Source organism: Polaromonas sp. LjRoot131, from assembly GCF_964252805.1.
GTDB lineage: Bacteria > Pseudomonadota > Gammaproteobacteria > Burkholderiales > Burkholderiaceae_C > Polaromonas.
Window position 1 is genome coordinate 1,670,646 of the sequence record NZ_CAXUPF020000001.1, and the last position, 18,444, is coordinate 1,689,089.

16 protein-coding genes are annotated in these 18,444 nt (G+C 66.0%); 6 read left to right on the forward strand and 10 right to left on the reverse strand.

The genetic code is table 11. The features are described from left to right. Positions 1–79: 79 nt before the first annotated feature. Genes moaA through moeA form a run of 3 tightly spaced genes read left to right on the forward strand, consistent with a single transcriptional unit; the run spans position 80 to position 3,163 of the window. On the forward strand, positions 80–1,207 hold the full coding sequence (gene moaA / locus ACSQ27_RS07830) for a GTP 3',8-cyclase MoaA (RefSeq protein WP_436154889.1): 1,128 nt from the start codon (positions 80–82) through the stop codon (positions 1,205–1,207). A gap of 1 nt (position 1,208) precedes the next feature. Then, a complete protein-coding gene (mobA, locus tag ACSQ27_RS07835; RefSeq protein WP_436154890.1) occupies positions 1,209–1,856 on the forward strand; it encodes a molybdenum cofactor guanylyltransferase MobA in 648 nt (215 codons plus the stop codon). Next, entirely contained in the window at positions 1,853–3,163 is a 1,311-nt protein-coding gene (gene moeA, locus ACSQ27_RS07840; protein WP_436154891.1) for a molybdopterin molybdotransferase MoeA, read from the forward strand. Before mobA ends, moeA begins: the two co-directional genes overlap by 4 nt. A 185-nt stretch (positions 3,164–3,348) precedes the next feature. On the opposite strand, the gene ACSQ27_RS07845 is transcribed toward moeA, so the two are convergent. The 4 genes from ACSQ27_RS07845 to ACSQ27_RS07860 form a co-directional block, all read right to left on the reverse strand. Then, positions 3,349–6,513: an efflux RND transporter permease subunit gene (locus ACSQ27_RS07845; RefSeq protein WP_436154892.1), complete on the reverse strand. Its 3,165-nt coding sequence runs from the start codon at positions 6,511–6,513 to the stop codon at positions 3,349–3,351. 34 nt (positions 6,514–6,547) lie between these two features. After that, the gene (locus ACSQ27_RS07850; RefSeq protein ID WP_436154893.1) at positions 6,548–7,930 is read right to left on the reverse strand and encodes an efflux RND transporter periplasmic adaptor subunit; all 1,383 of its coding nucleotides are present in this window, start codon (positions 7,928–7,930) and stop codon (positions 6,548–6,550) included. A gap of 269 nt (positions 7,931–8,199) precedes the next feature. Continuing rightward, entirely contained in the window at positions 8,200–8,682 is a 483-nt protein-coding gene (rnhA, locus tag ACSQ27_RS07855; RefSeq protein WP_436154894.1) for a ribonuclease HI, read from the reverse strand. 71 nt (positions 8,683–8,753) lie between these two features. Then, on the reverse strand, positions 8,754–9,578 hold the full coding sequence (locus ACSQ27_RS07860; protein WP_436154895.1) for a class I SAM-dependent methyltransferase: 825 nt from the start codon (positions 9,576–9,578) through the stop codon (positions 8,754–8,756). Positions 9,579–9,589: 11 nt separating this feature from the next. On the opposite strand from ACSQ27_RS07860, the gene gloB reads away from it, so the two are divergent. Both gloB and ACSQ27_RS07870 read left to right on the forward strand, forming a co-directional pair. Beyond that, positions 9,590–10,360 carry a hydroxyacylglutathione hydrolase gene (gene gloB / locus ACSQ27_RS07865; RefSeq protein WP_436154896.1) on the forward strand — a complete coding sequence of 257 codons (771 nt, stop codon included), beginning with the start codon at positions 9,590–9,592 and terminating at the stop codon, positions 10,358–10,360. Further along, a complete protein-coding gene (locus tag ACSQ27_RS07870; RefSeq protein WP_436154897.1) occupies positions 10,357–11,910 on the forward strand; it encodes a transglycosylase SLT domain-containing protein in 1,554 nt (517 codons plus the stop codon). The genes gloB and ACSQ27_RS07870 overlap by 4 nt, the downstream gene beginning before the upstream one ends. A 15-nt stretch (positions 11,911–11,925) precedes the next feature. Here the strand turns inward: ACSQ27_RS07870 and ACSQ27_RS07875 are convergent, their stop codons facing one another. The 3 genes from ACSQ27_RS07875 to ACSQ27_RS07885 are packed head-to-tail and all read right to left on the reverse strand — an operon-like array spanning position 11,926 to position 15,352. Beyond that, complete coding sequence (locus ACSQ27_RS07875) at positions 11,926–13,506, reverse strand: AMP-binding protein (protein WP_436154898.1); 1,581 nt, start codon at positions 13,504–13,506, stop codon at positions 11,926–11,928. A gap of 3 nt (positions 13,507–13,509) precedes the next feature. Beyond that, positions 13,510–14,349 (reverse strand): citryl-CoA lyase, encoded by an 840-nt coding sequence (locus ACSQ27_RS07880; protein ID WP_436154899.1) that lies wholly within the window; start codon positions 14,347–14,349, stop codon positions 13,510–13,512. A 25-nt stretch (positions 14,350–14,374) separates the two neighbouring features. Continuing rightward, positions 14,375–15,352: a Bug family tripartite tricarboxylate transporter substrate binding protein gene (locus ACSQ27_RS07885; protein ID WP_436154900.1), complete on the reverse strand. Its 978-nt coding sequence runs from the start codon at positions 15,350–15,352 to the stop codon at positions 14,375–14,377. A gap of 201 nt (positions 15,353–15,553) precedes the next feature. Between ACSQ27_RS07885 and ACSQ27_RS07890 the strand changes: the two genes are divergently transcribed. After that, entirely contained in the window at positions 15,554–16,375 is an 822-nt protein-coding gene (locus ACSQ27_RS07890; RefSeq protein WP_436154901.1) for an IclR family transcriptional regulator, read from the forward strand. Here ACSQ27_RS07890 and ACSQ27_RS07895 read toward each other — a convergent pair. The 3 genes from ACSQ27_RS07895 to ACSQ27_RS07905 all read right to left on the reverse strand — a co-directional run bounded on the left by ACSQ27_RS07895 (position 16,365) and on the right by ACSQ27_RS07905 (position 18,353). Next, positions 16,365–16,517 (reverse strand): DUF3096 domain-containing protein, encoded by a 153-nt coding sequence (locus ACSQ27_RS07895; RefSeq protein WP_436154902.1) that lies wholly within the window; start codon positions 16,515–16,517, stop codon positions 16,365–16,367. The two genes, ACSQ27_RS07890 and ACSQ27_RS07895, sit on opposite strands and share 11 nt — an antisense overlap. 166 nt (positions 16,518–16,683) lie before the next feature. Next, a complete protein-coding gene (locus ACSQ27_RS07900; protein WP_436154903.1) occupies positions 16,684–17,523 on the reverse strand; it encodes an ABC transporter permease in 840 nt (279 codons plus the stop codon). 2 nt (positions 17,524–17,525) lie between these two features. Beyond that, positions 17,526–18,353 carry an ABC transporter ATP-binding protein gene (locus ACSQ27_RS07905; protein WP_436154904.1) on the reverse strand — a complete coding sequence of 276 codons (828 nt, stop codon included), beginning with the start codon at positions 18,351–18,353 and terminating at the stop codon, positions 17,526–17,528. Positions 18,354–18,444: the final 91 nt, after the last annotated feature.

Below are 18,444 nucleotides of genomic sequence, written 5' to 3' on the forward strand. Positions count from 1 at the left end.
CGCGCTCTTTGGGGATAAGGCCTCTTTTTAGCGCTTCGGGCGGGCCAATGGAGTAAATTCCCCCCTTGGGCCCCTCACGATGACGACTGAAAAAATCATTCCGCTGGCAGATATCCGCTACGCAAGCCGCGTGCCGCATATCCCTGCCCGGCTGGCAGCGCCCACCGGCCTGTTGAGCGACACGCGGGGCCGGCCGCTGCGGGACTTGCGCATCAGCGTGACCGACCGCTGCAACTTCCGCTGCAGCTATTGCATGCCGCGCGAGGTCTTCGACAAGGACTACGCTTTCCTGCCGCAGACCTCGCTGCTGAGCTTTGAGGAAATCACCCGCCTGGCCAAGGTGTTCGTGGCGCATGGGGTCGAGAAAATCCGGCTGACCGGTGGCGAGCCCCTGCTGCGCAAGCACCTCGAAGTGCTGGTCGAAATGCTGGCCAAGCTGCAGACGCCGCAGGGCAAGCCGCTGGACATCACCTTGACCACCAACGCCTCGCTGCTCGCCAAAAAAGCCCAGTCGCTCAAGGATGCCGGCCTGCAGCGCGTCACCGTGAGCCTGGACGCGCTGGACGACGCCACCTTCCGGCGCATGAACGACGTGGACTTCCCGGTGGCCGACGTGCTCAAAGGCATTGAGGCCGCGCAAAAAGTCGGCCTGGCGCCGCTCAAGGTCAACATGGTGGTCAAGCGCGGCACCAACGATGCGGAAATCCTGCCCATGGCCCGTCATTTCCGCCACACCGGCGCCGTGCTGCGTTTTATTGAATACATGGACGTCGGCGCCACCAACGGCTGGCGCATGGACGAGGTGCTGCCCTCGGCCCAGGTGGTGGAGCGCCTGAACGCCGAATTCCCGCTCAGCGCCATCGACCCCAACTACACCGGCGAAACCGCCGAGCGCTGGCGCTACGCCGACGGCGCGGGCGAGATCGGCGTGATCAGCAGCGTGACCCAGGCTTTTTGCGGCGACTGCAACCGGGCGCGGCTGTCCACCGAGGGCAAGCTGTTTTTATGCCTGTTCGCCAGCCAGGGACAGGATTTGCGTGCCCTGCTGCGCGGCGGCTATGCCGACGAACAGATCGCCGCGGCCGTGGCCCACATCTGGCAGGGGCGCGATGACCATTATTCGGAGCTGCGCGCCGCGCTGCCGGCCGATACCAGTTCTCCCGAGGCCAACGGCAAGCGCGTTGAGATGAGCTACATAGGAGGCTGACTTGACGACCAACAGCCACAACGCCTCACTGCACGCCGAAGCCATCACCGGCCTGATCCTGGCCGGGGGGCGCGGTTCGCGCATGGGCGGGGTCGACAAGGGCCTGCAGAATTTCAACGGCGTGCCGCTGGCCCTGCACACGCTGATGCGGCTCTCCCCGCAGGTCGGCGAGGTGATGGTCAACGCCAACCGCAACCTGGCCGCTTACGAAGCTTTCGGCGTGCCGGTCTGGCCCGACAGCACCGGCCTGGGCGAGTTCGCCGGGCCGCTGGCGGGCTTTCTCACCGGCCTGGAACGCTGCGAAACGCCCTACCTGCTGACCGTGCCCTGCGACACGCCGCTGTTTCCCGATGACCTGGTGGCGCGCCTGGCAGAGGCTTATGTGCGCGATGGCGCCGACTTCGCCGTGGCCGCCGCGCCCGAGGAAGACGGCCAGCTCAGGCCGCAACCGGTGTTTTGCCTGATGGGCACCCACATGCTCGAAAGCCTGGTGCGCTTCACGCACGCAGGCGGCCGCAAGATAGACGCGTGGACGGCGCAGCACAAGACCGTGGCCGTGCCCTTCGACCGGCCCGGCGACGACGCCCACGGTTTCTTCAACGCCAATACCCTGGCCGAGCTGCACCAGCTCGAATCGCGCCTGCCGTGAAGACGCTGGACCAGATCGCCGCGGAGCTCCAGGGCTACGACCCGCAAGCCCTGTCGGCCGGCCAGGTGCTGGATTTCCTTTCCCGGCTCGTGGCGCCCGTCCAGGACGCCGTCAGCCTGCCGCTGTTCGAAGCCCTGGGCCGGGTGCTGGCTGAAGACGTGGTCTCCCCCTTCGACGTTCCGCCCCACGACAACTCGGCGATGGACGGTTTTGCCTTCGACGGCGGCCGGCTGGTCCCGGGCGCGGCGCTGGAACTGCGGGTGGCCGAGGGCACGGCGCTGGCCGGCAAGGCCTGGCAAGGCAGCGTGCAGCCCGGCGAATGCGTGAAGATCATGACGGGCGCCATCATGCCGCCCGGCCTGGACACCGTGGTACCGCAGGAATTCGTCAAGTTCCACGAAAGCGCCGACGGTACGCGCATCAGCATTCCGCCCGGCCTGCTGCGCGCCGGCGACAACCGCCGCCTGCGCGGCGAAGACCTGGCACAGGGGCTGCCGGCGCTGCGCAAGGGCGAGACCCTCACGCCGGCCCGGCTGGGCCTCGCGGCCTCCCTGGGCCTGCCCACCCTGCCCGTCTGGCGGCCGCTGCGCGTGGCCTACTTTTCCACCGGCGATGAAATCCTCTCGCTGGGCGAAGCACCGCGCGAAGGCGCGGTCTACGACAGCAACCGCTACACCGTCTTCGGCATGTTGAGCCGCCTGGGCTGCCAGGTCATCGACATGGGCGTGGTGCGCGACGACCCGGCCCTGCTCGAAGCGGCCTTCACCGAGGCCGCCGCGCGAGCCGATGCCATCATCACTTCGGGCGGCGTCAGCGTCGGCGAGGCCGACTTCACCAAGGCCATGATGAAAAAGCTCGGCGACGTGGCCTTCTGGCGCATCGCCATGCGGCCCGGCCGCCCCATGGCCGTGGGGCGCATCCCGCCCGCGAGCGGCCAGGCCGGCAATCCCAACGGTGCGATCCTGTTCGGCCTCCCCGGCAACCCGGTCGCCGTGATGGTGACTTTCCTGGCCTTTGTACGGCCCGCCCTGCTGCAGATGATGGGCGCCGGCGCCGCGCCGCCGCCGCTGCTCAAGGCCCGCAGCACGGAAGCGATACGCAAAAAAGCCGGTCGCACCGAATACCAGCGCGGTTGGGTTTCCACCGCGGTCGACGGCTCGCTGCAGGTCAAAACCACGGGCAGCCAGGGCTCGGGTGTTCTGCGCTCGATGGCCGAGGCCAATGGCTTGATCGTGCTGCATCACGCGCAAGGCAACGTTGCTGTCGGCGACGAGCTTGATGTGCTGATGTTTGACGGCGTCATATAGAGCCCCCACGGTCGCGCACTGCGTGGCGCTTCCTGCCTCCCGAGGGGGCCGCCCGCCTGCGGCCCGGCAAAGCCGGTTCCGCGGCTCAGGCTTGGTTTAAGAGTTCAGTAGGCACAACGAGCGGGGATCTGACTTAAAGCAAAACGCCCTCGTGAGAGGGCGTTTTGCTTTGAAAGCGCAGGGCTTTATTTGGCTACATATTCCGGATGGTCATGGTGCGCATCCGGCTCCTCTTTCGCCACCGTCTTGTTCGCGCCCGGAATGGCCTTGCGCGCAAACAAGGTGTACATGGTGGGCACGACAAACACGGCCAGCAAGCTGCCCAGCGACATGCCGCCCACGATCACCCAGCCGATCTGCATGCGGCTTTCGGCGCCGGCGCCGTGCGACAGGGCCAGCGGCAAGGCGCCGAGCACCATGGCGCCGGTGGTCATCAGGATGGGGCGCAGGCGCTGGGACGAGGCCTTGACCACGGCGTCGATCATCTCCATGCCCTGCCCGCGCAGCTGGTTGGTGAACTCGACAATCAGGATACCGTGCTTGGTGATCAGGCCGACCAGCGTGATCAGCCCGATCTGGGAATACACGTTGAGCGAGCCGCCCGACCACTTCAAGGCCAGCAAGGCGCCGAGCATGGACAGCGGCACCGAAAGCATGATCACCAGCGGGTCGACGAAGCTCTCGAACTGCGCGGCCAGCACCAGGAAAATAAACAGCAGCGCCAGCACAAACACGATGGCCAGCGCGCCCTGCGAGTTGCGGAACTCGCGCGAGGTGCCGTTGAGGTCGGTGCTATAGCCGGTCTTGAGCACCTTGGCGGCGGTCTGGTCCATGAACTTGAGCGCTTCGCCCAGCGAGTAGTCGCCCGCCAGGCTGGCGGTGAAAGAGACCGAGCGCCGCTGGCCGAAGTGGTTGAGTTCGCGCGGCGAGACGCTTTCACGCACCTTGACCAGCGCCGACAGCGGAATCATGGCGTCGTTGCGGCCGCGCACATAGATGCGGTCGATGTCGTCGGGTGTGGTGCGGCCGCTGGCCTGGGTCTGCACGATCACGTCGTACTGTTCGCCGTCGCGCTTGTAGCGCGTCACGTTGCGCCCGCCCAGCAGGGTTTCGATCGCCTTGGCCACCACCTCGACGCTCACGCCGAGGTCGGCGGCCTTGTCGCGCTCGACTTCAATGCGAAGCTCGGGCTTGTTCAGGCGCAAATCGACATCAACCGAAACGATGCCGGGGTTCTTGGCGATCTCGTCCTGCATCTGGCGCGTGACGGCATTGAGGTTCTGGTAGCTGTCGGAGGTCTGGATCACGAAGTTGACCGGGCGGTCGCGAAAGCCCTGGCCCAATGACGGCGGCGTGATGGTGAAGACGTTGACGCCCGGCAGGGCATTGAACTTGGGCTGCAGTTCGCGCGCCATGTCCATGGTCGAGCGTTTGCGGTTGTCCCAGTCCACGGTGCGGTAGACCACGCTGGCCTGGGCCACGGTCGGGTTGCCGACGTTGCCGAAGATACGGTCGAATTCGGGAAAGGGCTGGCCCATTTTTTCGAGGGCCTTGGCATAGCGGTTGGTGTAGTCCAGCGTGGCGCCGTCCGGCGCGGTGACATTGGCCAGGATGACGCCGCGGTCCTCCATGGGCGAGAGCTCCCGCTTCATGCCGGGAAACACCAGCGCGATGGCCAGTGCGCTGAGCGCCATGACGCCGATGACAATCCAGCGCGCCTGGAAGGCAAAGGCCCTGAGCTTCTGGCCCCAGCCCGGGGTGTCGCCCGAAGGCTCCCAGCGCTTGGTGACGATCCAGCGCAGCACATCGCCGTAGCGGTCGGAGATGCTGGTCAGCACCGTTTCCATGGTGCGGTCAAAGCGGTTGGGCTTGGGGTTGTGCTTGAGCAGCTGCGTGCACAGCATGGGCGTGAGCGTGAGCGCCACAAAGCCCGACACCACCACCGCGCCGGCCAGCGCCAGCGCAAATTCGACAAACAGCCGCCCGGTGCGGCCCGGTGTGAACGCCAGCGGCGCATACACGGCCACCAGGGTCGCCGTCATGGTGATCACCGCGAAGCCGATTTCGCGCGCGCCCTTGATGCCGGCGGAGAACGGGTCCATGCCCTCCTCGATGTGGCGGAAGATGTTCTCCAGCATCACGATGGCGTCGTCCACCACCAGGCCGATGGCCAGCACCAGCGCCAGCAAGGTCAGCGTGTTGATGGTGAAACCCGCCAGCGCCATCAGGGAGAAGGTGCCGATCAGGCTCACCGGGATGGTGATGATGGGGATGATGGATGCGCGCATGGTGCGCAGGAACACAAAAATCACCAGCGCCACCAGGATGATGGCCTCGGCGATGGTGCGGTAGACGTTCTTCACGGAACGGTCGATGAACACCGAGTTGTCGTTGGCGATGTCGATCAGCACGTCGGGCGGCAGATCGGCTTTCAGCTTGGGAATCGCCTCGCGCACGCCTTTGGACAAATCCAGCGGGTTGGCGGTGGCCTGGCGTATCACGCCGATCGCCACGGCCGAACGGCCGTTGAGCCGGACGGCCGTGCGCTCGTCGGCGGCGCCCTCTTCCACCCGGGCCACATCCCGCACCTTCACCGAAAAGCCGTTGACGTTCTTGACCACGATGTCGCTGAACTGGGCAGGCCTGACCAGGTCGGTCTGCGAGGTCACGCTGAATTCGCGCTGCTGCGACTCGATGCGGCCGGCCGGCAGTTCCAGGTTGCTGCGGCGGATGGCGTCTTCCACGTCCTGCGTGGTGAGGCGGTAGGAGGCCAGCTTGTCGGTGTCCAGCCAGACGCGCATGGCGTACTTGCGCTCGCCGAAAATGCGCACGTCGGCCACGCCGGTGACGGTCTGCAGGCGCGGCTTGACGATGCGGTTCACCAGGTCGTTGATCTGCAGCGGCGTCATCGACTCGCTGGAAAACGCGATCTGTATCACCGGGAAAGCATCGGCCTCGACCTTGGCGATCACCGGCTCCTCGATGGCCTGCGGCAGGCGGTTGCGCACTCGCGAGGTACGGTCGCGCACCTCGGCGGCGGCGGAGTCGGCGTCTTTCTCGAGGCGGAAACGCACGCTGATCTGGCCCTGGTCGGCGCGGCTGATCGAGGTGATCACGTCCACGCCGTCGATGCCGGCGATGGAGTCTTCCAGCGGCTTGGTCACCTGGGATTCGATCACTTCCGCGGAGGCACCCACATAGCGCACGCTCACGGTCACGACCGGTTCGTCGATCTTGGGGTACTCACGCACCGTGAGGCGGTTGAAACTGACCGCGCCTATCAGCACGATCAGCAGCGACAGCACGGTGGCGAAGACCGGGCGGCGTATGGAAATTTCAGCGAGTTGCATGGAGGTCCGTCGGGTCGGTGGCGCTGCCCGGGGCTCAGGCCGGGTCGCGCGCCGGCGGCGTGGCCGGGCTGCGTTCGGGCTTGCTGATGCTGCGAACCGGCACCACCATGGCCGGGGCCTCCGACACCACCACACCGCAAGGATTGGGGCCTGCCAATGCGGCTTGCGGCGCCTTGGCGGCAGCATCCGGAGCCTTCGATGCCGGTGCAGCCGAGGCCGCCGCCGTGGAGGCAGCAGAAGCACCAGAGGCCGGGGCTGCCGCAGCAGTGCCCGCGGCTTTTTCGGCGGCTGGGCGATCAGCGCCCGCGACATTCATCACGGTCACCACCGTGCCGTCGCGCTGCACGCGCTGCTGGCCGGTCGAGACCACAACGTCGCCGGACTCCAGGCCTTCGAGGATCTCGACCTTGCCCGGGCTGCGCAGGCCGACTTTGACTTCCACGCGCCTGGTGGTGCGGGTCTGCTCGTTCGGGCCCTCGAGCAGCTTGATGACGAACTGCCGGTTACCCTGCGGAATGATGGCTTCCTCCGGTATCACGCGGGCGTTCTCGCGCACGCCGAACACCGTGTTGACGCGGGCGAACATGCCGGGGCGCAGCTGCAGCTGGCGGTTGTCGATGCAGCCGCGAATGCCGATGGAGCGGCCGTTGGCATCGATCAAAGGGTCGATGGCCTGGATCTGCGCGTTGTACTTGCGGCCGGGCAAGGCGTCGATGTCGAGCATCGCCGTCTGGCCGCGCCTGACCTTGTTCTGGAAGCGCTCAGGCAGGCGGAAGTCGACATAGATGGCCTCGATGTCCTCTATGTTGACGATGTCCGCGCCGTCCTTGAGGTAGTCGCCGACGTTGACCAGGCGTATGCCGGCAATGCCGTCAAAGGGCGCGATGATTTTCAGGCGCGCCGCCGTGGCCTTGGCCAGCGACAGCTTGGCCTCGGCCACCTGCAGGTTGGCCGCGCTTTCATCGAGGGAGCGCTGGCTGATGAAGTTCTGCGCCACCAGTTCCTGGTTGCGCTTCTGGTTGGCCCTGGCGATCGAGAGTTCGGCCTGGCTTTGCTGCACCTGGGCCAGCGGCAGCTGGTCGTCGAACTGCACCAGCACCTGGCCTTTGCGCACACGCTGGCCGTCGGTGAAATTGAGCTGGGTGATGCGTCCGCTGACCTCGGGCCGCAAGACCACACCGCGGCGAGAGCGCAGGCTGCCCACGGCCTGCGTGTCGTCCGATAGCCTGGCGACTTCCACCTTGGCGGCTTCCACCGTCACTGGTTTCCCCGAACTGGCGCCATTGCCGCCGCCGGCAGCCGAAGGCGCGGCATCGACAGCCCCCGGCGCCTTGGGTTTCTGGAGCCACCAGGCAGCTCCCGATGCGACCGCAATGCCCGCGACGGCGACCGCTGTGTAGATTACTTTTGATGCCATGGGGAGGAAAACTTGTTATACAAAGAGATACAAAGTTCCAATGTAGCAGGACACCATGGCGCGCGCAGCCTTTTCCACCCCGTGGCAGGGGCAAGCGCGGTAGCTTTACAACGGCTTTACCAAGCGGCCGGCGCGGCCGCGAAGCCGTGGATGCTACGTACGCTTATGGTGCGTGCCCGGGCACGGGGGCTGTGCGCCGGCCATCCCTGCTTGGTGCCTGTTTTTGCGCACATGTTCCCGCGGCCGTCGCCGGCCCGCCCCAGTCGCGGTTACAAGCGGCCCAGCGCGCGTTCCACGCCCTTGTTGGCCAGCGCATCGGCGCGCTCGTTGCCGGGGTCGCCGGCATGGCCCTTGACCCAGCGCCAGTCGATCTTGTGGCCGCTGGTGCTCACCAGCGCATCCAGGCGCTGCCACAGGTCGACGTTCTTCACGGGCGCCTTGGCCGCCGTGCGCCAGCCCCTGGCCTTCCAGCCGTGGATCCACTCGGTGATGCCCTTGCGCACGTACTCGCTGTCCAGGTACAGCGTCACGCTGCAGGGCCGCTTGAGCGCCGCCAGCGCCTCGATGACGGCCATCATTTCCATGCGGTTGTTGGTGGTGCCGAGTTCGCCGCCGAACAGCTCTTTTTCGGTGCCGCCCTGGGACAGCAGAACGCCCCAGCCGCCGGGCCCGGGATTACCCTTGCATGCACCATCGGTGTAGATCACGACGGGCTGGGATGGGGCGGCTGGGCTGGTGGATGAATCGGTCATGCGTTGTGTGTGTGCTTGTGAAAAACGAAAAACGCCGGGCCAGTGCCCGGCGGTGAAAAAGAAAAATCAGCTCAGGCCGGCGGCCGCAAGCGGACAGCCGGCTCCTTGTTGGCCACCGCGGCCGGCGCCGCCGCCGGGGCCTTGCGGGTTTTCCAGGCGGGCTCCAGCAGCCGGACACCCCGCACGCGCTTGACCGCCGCGAGAAAGTACACGGCACCGAAAATCGGCCACCAGCGTTCACCCGCCGCGTCCATCCACTCGAAGCGGTCCAGCCAGGCCTGGCTGGTCAGCGCCGGGCGGTAGCAGCCGAAGCGCCCCGACTCTACCTCAAAGTCCAGCAGCCGCAGCCAGTCGCGCAGCCGCCAGTAACCGATGAACTCGCCCGTGCTGGGCAAAAACAGCTTGTCGTACCCCCAGCGCTGGTACAGGTGGCCGCGCCGCTGGCGCAGGCCCCAGAGGCTGGTGGGGTTCAGCCCGCTGATGACCACGCGGCCTTCGGGCACCAGCACCCGGCTGACTTCGCGCAGCGTGGCGTGCGGGTCGCGGCTGAGCTCCAGCGTGTGCGGCAGCACCACCAGGTCCAGGCTGCTTTCCGGGAACGGCAGCGCACCCGAGTCGGTCAGCAAGGCCGCGCGCCGGGAACTTGCCGCGGGGGCGGCGGTCGCATCAGGAGCCGGCGAAGGCGCTGTGGCGGCAGGAAGGGACTCGAGCGCGAGCCATTGGTGCGGCATGCGGTTTGCTTGCAGGGCATCGAGTTCCGGCAGGCCCAGTTGCAGGGCGTGGTAGCCAAACACGTCGCTCACGGCCTCGTCGAAATGCGTGCGCTCCCAGCCCAGCAGATAAGCGCCGGGCGGCGTCTTCAGCCAGTCGGTCAAACCTATAATTTCAGAGCTCATCGAGACACCGCATGTATTTGATTCCCATCCCCGCCTTTGACGACAACTACCTCTGGCTGTTGCATGACGGCACGCGCGCCCTGGTCGTGGACCCGGGAGATGCCGGGCCGGTGCTGCGCGCCCTGGACGAGCACGCACTGCAACTGGAGTCGATTCTAGTCACGCACCACCACGCGGACCACACGGGCGGTGTGGATGCCCTTCGCGAAGCCACGGGCGCCCAGGTCTGGGGCCCGGCCACCGAACGCATTCCGCAGCCTTACACACACCTCAGGGGCGGCGATACGGCCGAAGCCCTGGGCCTCGGCTTCGAAGTCATCGACGTACCCGGCCACACAGCCGGCCACATTGCTTATTACACGCCGGACGTGGACGGCAAGCCCCTGCTGTTCTGCGGCGACACGCTGTTCTCGGGCGGCTGCGGACGCCTGTTTGAAGGTACGCCGGCACAGATGCTGGCCTCGCTCGACAAGCTCGCCGCCCTGCCCGGCAACACCGTGGTCTGCTGCACCCATGAATACACGCTGAGCAACCTGCGTTTTGCGATGGCCGTGGAACCCGGCAATGCCGAGCTCGCGGCCTACCAGGCCCGCTGCGTGCGCCTGCGCGAGCAGGGACGGCCTACCCTGCCGACCTCGATTGCGCAGGAACTGCTGGTTAACCCCTTTTTGCGAACCCGGCAAGCCACTATCATGCAGGCTGCCCGGCACATTGATGCGTCGGCCCGTGACGAGACCACCGTATTTGCCGCCATCCGGCAGTGGAAAAACCAATTCAAATGACGCCACACTCCCGAACCACTGCCGCTTCAGCCTCTTCCTCCTTTTCTTTTTTCCGCCTTGTTTCGCTGGCCGCCGTCCTCGTTACGGCGCTGCTGGCGGGCTGCGCCACGCAGCAGGCCCCCGGCCTGCCCAGCGACCCGGTGCTGACCACCGGCGCCGGCCCCGCCGCCAAACCGCTGCTGCCCAGCGGCCCGTTGCAGGCCATCACGCCGGGCCAGGCCGGCTCGCACCAGAATGTCGCCTCCACCGAGCCGCCCAAAGAGCTCTGGGATCGCATACGCCGCGGCTTTGCCATGCCCGACCTGCAAAACGAACTGGTGACCGACCGTGAGCAGTGGTATGCCACCCGGCCCGACTACATCCAGCGCATGACCGAGCGCTCCAGCAAATACCTGTTCCACATCGTTGAAGAACTCGAGCGCCGCCAGATGCCGACCGAGCTGGCCCTGCTGCCCTTCATCGAGAGCGCCTTCAACCCGCAGGCCGTCTCCAGCGCCAAGGCTGCCGGCATGTGGCAGTTCATGCCGGCCACCGGCAAGTATTTCGACCTGAAGCAAAACGCCTTCCGCGACGACCGCCGCGACGTGCTGGCTTCCACTCGCGCAGCGCTGGACTACCTGCAAAAGCTCTACGGCATGTTCGGCGACTGGCACCTGGCGCTGGCCGCGTACAACTGGGGCGAAGGCAGCGTGGGCCGCGCCATCGCCAAAAACCAGAAGGCCGGCCTGGGCACGAGTTATTCCGACCTCAACATGCCCGCCGAAACCCGGCTCTACGTGCCCAAGCTGCAGGCCGTCAAAAACATCGTCGCCAACCCGCAGGCTTTCCGCACCGAGTTGCCGCTGATCGAAAACCATCCCTACTTCCAGCAGGTACAGATCACGCGCGACATCGACGTGGCCCTGGCCGCGCGCCTGGCCGACGTCAAGATCGAAGACTTCAAGGCGCTGAACCCTTCGGCGCACCGCCCCGTCATCATTGCCGCCGGCACGCCGCAAATTTTGCTGCCCTGGGACAACGCCACGGTGTTCCAGCGCAACTTCGAGGCCTACACCCAGGGCCAGTACGCCAGCTGGACCGCCTGGACAGCCCCCAGCACCATGAACCCGGCCGAAGCGGCGCGCCGCACCGGCATGAGCGAAGCCGACCTGCGCGGCGTCAACAACATCCCGCCGCGCATGCTGATCAAGGCCGGCTCCACCCTGCTGGTGCCGCGCTCGGCCAAAGTTGAAAACGACGTCACCTCGCACATCGCCGATACCGCCCAGGTGTCCTTCGCGCCCGAAGTCGTCACGCGGCGCACCACCGTCAAGGCCCGCAAGGGCGAATCGGTGGCCACCATCGCCAAGCGCTACGGCCTGAGCGCCGCCAGTGTGGCCGAATGGAACAACGTCAGCGCCTCCAGCGCTTTCAAAGTGGGCCACCAGGTCGTGGTGTTCCTGCCGGTCAAAAGCCATGCCGCTTCGGCCGGCCGCGGCAAAGGCAAAAGCAGCGTGAAGGCCGTCAAGCGCAGCACGGCCAAGCCCGTCGTGAAGTCGAAGAAGCGCTAAGGCTTCTTCGGAACCTCAAGAGACTGCGGCCTGCAGGTCCACGGCCTTCGCCCTGAGTGAAGCATCTTCCCGCAGCTTGAACTTGGCCACGCGGTGCGTCGGCGTATGCGGCAGGGACTCGACCAACGCCACATAGCGCGGCACCTTGATCGCGGCCAGCCTCTCGCGGCACCACTGGGCAATCTCCTCATGCGCCAGCGCCATGCCGGGGCGCAGCACCACGGCCACCAGGATCTCGTCTTCGCCCAGTTCAGACGGCACCGGGATGGCGGCCGCCTCCAGCACACTGGGGTGGTTGCCGATCACACGGTCCAGCTCCGCGCCGGAGATGTTTTCACCGCGCTTGCGGATGATGTCTTTCTTGCGCGCGACGAACCAGAAAAAATTGTCTTCATCGACATAGGCCAGGTCGCCCGTCAGGAACCAGCCGTCGCGAAACGCCGCGCGTGTCTGCGCCTCGTCGCGGAAGTAGCCCTGCATGACGATGGGCGTGCGCACCACCAGCTCACCCACCTGCCCCGGCGGCAGAAATTGCCCGTCGTCGCCGGCGATGCGCAGCTCGGCCAGCGACACCGCCGGGTCCGGATGCCGGCTGGGCCGGCCCATGCTGCGCACCTTGTGCGGCCCGGGAAAAGGGTTGTTCAGCGCGCCCGGGATTTCCGACATGCCGTAGCCTTCGATCAGGGTCGGCACATGGAACTCGTCCTGGAAGACCCGGAAGGTTTCCTCGTCGAACGGTGCGCCATAAATTTTTTGCAGCCTGTGGCCCGGCACGTATTCGCTGCGCGGCCGCCGCATCAAAATGCTGCTGGCCGCCGCGATGGTGTTGACCTCGGTCGCACCGGTGTCCTTCACGGTCTGCCAGAACTTCGACGCCGAAAATTTCGGCTCCAGGATCAGCGTCGCGCCCGCCGCCAGCGAGCCGGCCAGCGAATAAAAAATCGCATTGATGTGGAACAGCGGCAGCACGCACAGCAACCTGTCGTCGGGCTGCAGGTACATGCGCGCGACAAAACCCTCGCCGGCCGTCAGCAGGCTGCGCTGGCTGTGCATCACGCCCTTGGGAAAACCCGTGGTGCCCGAGGTGTAGATGAACACGCAGGTGGCGTCAGGATTGTCCAGCGGCTCCGGGGCGGCCGCGGCCGGCGCGTCCACAAAACCGGTTTCGTTCAGCATCAACCAGGGTGTGCCGGCAAGGCCTGTGCAGGCGGCCTGCACAGTCGGCAAGACGGCCTCTGAACAGATCACGCCGCAGACCTCCGCGTGCCGGAGCACGTAACGCGCCTCCTCCACGCCGTAGTCGGGATTGACCGGCACCATGATGGCGCCCAGCCCGGCCAGCGCCAAAAACGCGAATACGCTGGACGGGTGGTTCAGCGACATCACGCCGACCCTGTCGCCCTCCTTCACGCCTTTGCAGGCGAGAACGGCCGCGGCACGCCGCACTTCTTCGAGGACCTGCCCATAACTGAAGGAGCGCCCCTGGTAGACGATGAATTCGCGGTCGCCGGCAACGGCCGCCCGGCTTCGCAGCAAGGAGGCCAGGGTGCCGCCGTGCGGCGGGTACAGCCTCAGAACTTCAAGCGGTGACAGCATGGGTCAATCACCCTTGCCGCCAGCTGTGCCATCGGCTTTATCGCGAAGCTTGCCGCGCGCATGCCCCGTGGCCTCGTCCTCCGCCCGGTGCCAGATTTCCATGGCCATGGGCTGCTGGGCTTCTTCCAGCACGTGGCCCACCAGCCCGACGGCGCGGGCCATCACGCCCAGGCCGTGCGAGACTTTCCAGGACAGGCCCATCTCGCAGCACAGCGCGCCTATGGCGCCGGTGGCATTGACGGGCAGCGGCTTGCCATAGGCCACGCCGGCCGCATCGGCCACGCATTGCATCAGCGCCACGTAGCGGCCATGGAAACCGGTCTGTTTCGCAATCGCAAACAAGCGCAAGGTGCGCGGGTCCACCGGCTTGTGGATAGGGTGGCCCAGGCCGGGAATGATTTTTTTCTCCGCCCTGTGGCTTTGCACAATCCCTTCGGCCAGGCCGGCCAGTGACGCATCCGCGGCCGCACCCTGCCCGCCCCGGCCCTCGGGCAAGGCGGCCGCCAGCATGCGCGCCGAGCCTTCGGTCGAGCCGACAAACACGCTGCCCAGGCCCAGCAGGCCGGCCGCGACGGCCGCCTGCATGGCTTCGGGCGCGCCCGCGTAGGTCATGCGCGCAGCCAGGGTGGAGGGCACGATGCCGTGCTCCACCAGCGTGACCAGGATGGCATTGAACATGCGCGACTCCTTCGCGTCGGGCAGGCGTCCCGTGACTTCGAGGAAGGCCATGTCGCCGAAGTTGACCTCGCCCATCAGGTCATGGCAAAGGTCGTAGCCGTGCACGCCTATGGCGTCGGGCGTGGTCCAGGCAATGTCGGAGCGCAGTTCGGTGTTTTTTTTCATCGTGGGGTTCCCAGGGACAGCGGGGTTATTCGAGTTTGGCGCCGGAAACCTTGACCTTTTGCGCGCCGAGTTCGCGGTCGGATTTCAGGAAAGCCGCGAACTGCTCGGGCGTGTCGCCCACGGCCTCAAAGCCCAGCGGCTGCAGGTATTTGCTCTTGAACTCGGCGGTGTTGATGACCTTGCTCATGTCGCGCGCGAAGCGGGCACTGATCTCGGGCGGCGTGCCTTTGGGCGCGACCACACCGAAGTAGTAGGACGCGTCAAACGTCGGGTAGCCGACCTCGGCGAAGGTCGGCACATTGGGCGCGGCCGGCTGCCGGTTGCGGCCCGACACCGCGAGTGCCTTGATCTTGTTCGTCTCCAGGAAAGGCGCGACACCGCCCGTCACCGCGAACATCGCGTCGATGCGGCCGGCCATCAGTTCCTGCACGGCGGGCGGCAGGCCCTTGAAGGCCACGTGCTCCATCTGCAGGCCGTTGATGCTGTTGAACCAGGCCGAGGCCAGGTGGTTCACGCCGCCCGCGCCTATGGAGCCGTAGTTGAGCTTGCCCGGGTTGCGCTTGACGTAGTCGATGAACTCCTTGACGTTGGCGGCCGGAAAGTCCGGCCGCGTCACCAGCATCAGGTTGCCGACGGCCAGCTTGGCGACCGGCACGAAGTCCTTCACCGGGTCGTAGGGAATCTTGGGATAGAGGTTCTGGTTCAGGCTGTAGGCGCCGTCGGAAGCTACCAGGAAGGTGTAGCCGTCGCCCGGGCTTTTTGCCACGATGTCGGCGGCGATGATTTCGTTGGCACCCGGCTTGTTGTCGACGATAAAGGGCTGGCCCCAGCTGTCGCCCAGCTTCTGGCTGATGGCGCGCACCATCACGTCGGCGGGCCCGCCGGCGCTGTAGGGCAACACAATGCGGATCGGCTTGGTGGGGTAGCCCTGCGCTTGCACGGCGCCCGCAAAGGCAAGGCCGGCGATGGCGCCCAGCAGGGTCAAACGGCGTCCTGAATTCATGTCATGTCTCCTGGTTTTATCGGTGTGGGTCACTTTTCATCCAAGTAAGTCCTGTATATGAACTTACTTTTCGGCCTCAATTCTAAAAATCCACAGCAGCACGGCCAAACAAAAGCCGGCCTCGCTTGGTCAATTTTGAAGAGAAAGTGATTTTTCGTACGATATTTGGACTTTTTAGCAGCCGCCCTTTATGCTCCCCCCATGAAGCACGAAACCACCGACACGGACAGCACCGCCGGCGCGCAGACCGTCGACAGGGCCTGCGAACTGCTGCGCGAAATTGCCCGCACCGGCGTGGGCGGCGTCCGCATCCTGGACCTGTGCCATGCGACCGGCCTGAGCCGGCCCACGGCGCACCGCATCCTCCGGTCGCTGCAGCTGGCCGGCCTGGTGCGGCAAAGCCCGGAGACCCGACGCTATGCGCTGGGCAGCGGCTTGTTTGAACTGGGCATGGCAGCGCCCAACCCGGTTGCGCAGTTTCCGCAGGTGCGCAGCGTGGTCGAAGAACTCGCCGCGGCCACCGAAGACACCGTTTACCTGATGCTGCGCAGCCACGATGACGTGCTGTGCCTGTGGCGGGCACAGGGCGCCTACCCCATCAAGGCCAATGTGGTGGCTCTGGGCGACCGCCGCCCCATAGGCGCCAGCGTGGCGGGCCTGTGCCTGCTGGCGGCCCTGCCCGAAGCCGAGTCGAACGGACTGATTGCAGCCAACAGCCCCTACCTGCCGGAGTTTTGCCGCATGACGCCCGAAGACGTGGCCCGCCACGTCGGCGAGGCGCGCGACAAGGGCTATTCAGTCGGGGTCAATGCGGTGATGGAGGGCGTGACGGCGGTGGGCATGGCGGTGCCCGGAAGTTACCAGCGCCCCTGCATGGCGCTCAGCGTGTCGGCGATTTCCTCGCGCATACCGCCGGGGCGCATTCCGGCGCTGGCAGTCCAACTCAGGCGCAGCGCGGCCAAAATTGCCGCCATCACGGGCAGCGACAGTGCGGCCCGCCAAGGGCCTGCCGCTAAAGCTTGAGGCTACCGACGCCGAACAGGCCGATCAGGCCGATGACGATCAGGTAGATCGCCACGATGTAATTGAGCAGGCGCGGAATGATCAGGATCAGGACGCCCGCGATCAGGGAGACAAGCGGGCCAATGCTGAGAGAAAGGTTCATGGCGTTTTCCTTGGAGTTTTGGATGCCGGCTTGCCCCGCCTTTCCTTGCGCAGCGGCAAGCTGGCACGGAATGGCGCAAGTCCAGCCCTGACTGTAAGCAGGCGCGCCGCCGGAGACTGTAGGACGACAGGAAATTGCGCTACAGGGAAAGGAGACGCGAAAAGCGTCAGAGCTTTTCCGTCTCGCCGCTGCGCGGCTGCCACTTCATGAGGCGTTTTTCGAGGCGGCCGACGATGCCGTCCAGCACCAGCGCGAAGGCCGTCAGCACCACGATGCCGGCGAACACGGTGTTGACGTCGAAGGTGCCTTCGGCCTGCAGGATCAGGTAGCCTACCCCGCGCGCCGAGCCCAGGTATTCACCCACCACCGCGCCGACAAAAGCCAGGCCCACCGACGTATGCAGGCTGGAGAACACCCAGCTCGTGGCGCTGGGCAAATACACCGTGCGCAGCAACTGCCGCTGGTTGGCGCCCAGCATGCGCGCATTGGCCAGCACCACCGGGCTGACTTCCTTGACGCCCTGGTAGACGTTGAAGAACACGATGAAAAACACCAGCGTGACGGCCAGCGCCACCTTGCTCCAGATGCCCAGGCCCAGCCACAGCGAAAAAATCGGCGCGAGGATCACGCGCGGCATGGAGTTGGCGGCCTTGATGTAGGGGTCCAGGATGGCGCTGGCCGTAGGCGCCAGCGCCAGCCACAGGCCGCAGGCCAGGCCCAGCACCGTGCCTATGCCAAAAGCCAGCACGGTCTCCAGCAAGGTCGTGCCCAGGTGCAAATAGATGTCGGCATTGCCGGGCAGCCCGTCGGGAAACAATGCGCTGGGGCCGAAGCCGAAGGGCATGAACCAGCTCCAGACGCGGCCCGCCACCTTGATCGGTTCGCCCAGGAAAAACGCGGTCTTCTGGTTGCGCGAGGCCGCGTGCCAGACCAGCAGGATGACGACCAGCAAACCAATCTGCCAGGCGCGCAGGTTTTTTTCGGAAGGTTTGAGATGGTGCAACATGCTCAGGCGGCTTTCTTGAGCTGTTGGGCGTAACCCTTGAGCACCTCATCGCGCAGCACGTTCCAGATCTGCGTGTGCAGCTCGACAAAACGCGGCTGGTGGCGCACCTCGGCCACGTCGCGCGGGCGCGGCAGGTCGATCGCAAACTCGCCCATGGGATGCGTGCCCGGGCCGGCCGACAGCACGATCACGCGGTCGCTCATGGCGATGGCCTCGTCGAGGTCGTGGGTGATGAAGAGCACCGCCTTCTTCTTGGCGGCCCAGAGTTCCAGCACCTCGTTTTCCATGAGTTGACGGGTCTGGATGTCGAGCGCGCTGAAGGGTTCGTCCATCAGGATGATGTCCGGGTCCAGCGCCAGCACCTGGGCCAGCGCGGTGCGTTTGCGCATGCCGCCCGAAAGCTGGTGCGGGTAGCGGTCGCCGAAGCCGCCCAGGCCTACGCGCTCCAGCCAGGCCTGCGCCTGGCGGCGCGCCTCGGCGTCGGGAATGCCACGGTACTGCAGGCCCATCATGACGTTGGTCAGCGCGCTGCGCCAGGGCATCAGCGCCTCTGTCTGGAACATATAGCCGGCACGTGTGTTGATGCCGGCCAGCGGCTGGCCGAAGACTTTGACCTCGCCCGACGAGGCCTCGAGCAAGCCGGCGCCTATGTTGAGCAGGGTCGACTTGCCGCAACCCGTGGGCCCGACGACCGACACGAATTCACCCGCCCGTATGCGCAAGGTGGTGTCACTGACCGCCGTATAACGCTGGCCCGCATCGTCGCGCGAGCGAAAAGTGCAACTGATGTCGATCAGCTCCAGGGCGTAGGTGTTGTCAGGTTCGGACATGGGAGGAGCTTATAGCACGCTGCCTGCGCAAGGGACTCTATCTTCACCAGCAGGGGCCGCGGGACTGGCTTTGCCAGACCGCAGGCGCAGC